This is a genomic window from Shigella sp. FC1544 (assembly GCF_001722145.1).
Lineage (GTDB): Bacteria > Pseudomonadota > Gammaproteobacteria > Enterobacterales > Enterobacteriaceae > Escherichia > Escherichia coli.
The window spans coordinates 1-304 of the sequence record NZ_MECT01000493.1 but is presented as its reverse complement, the minus strand read 5'-3'; the positions used below and the strand labels follow the sequence as shown (position 1 = coordinate 304).

General features: G+C 53.9%; 1 protein-coding gene. It reads right to left on the bottom strand.

Annotated elements, in window-relative coordinates; genetic code table 11:
• Nucleotides 1–304, bottom strand: a 304-nt coding sequence (locus BGK49_RS18895; protein WP_069661525.1) for an IS3 family transposase, incomplete at both ends; no start/stop codon positions are given.

Here is a 304-nt window from a genome sequence, read left to right as displayed (position 1 = left end):
TCCGCCACCCAGACCTGATTTGGTGCTGTAGGAGCGAACGTCTGGTTCAGCAGATTTGGCGCAACTGGCAGATTGTGGTTCGGGTTCGTAGTCGCTCTGAACTTGCGTTTCTGCTTACAGCGTAGCCTTAGCTCCTTACGAAGACGTGCCAGTCGGTCACGACCAACGATGATGCCATTCTCTGCCAGCTCCGTCTGGAGCCGCCGGGTTCCATATGTTTCGCGAGTGCGGATATGTGCCACCTTAATCTCCAGTTTTAGCCGCTCATCACTTTGTTTTCTGTCTGAGGGTTCATGCTGTACCC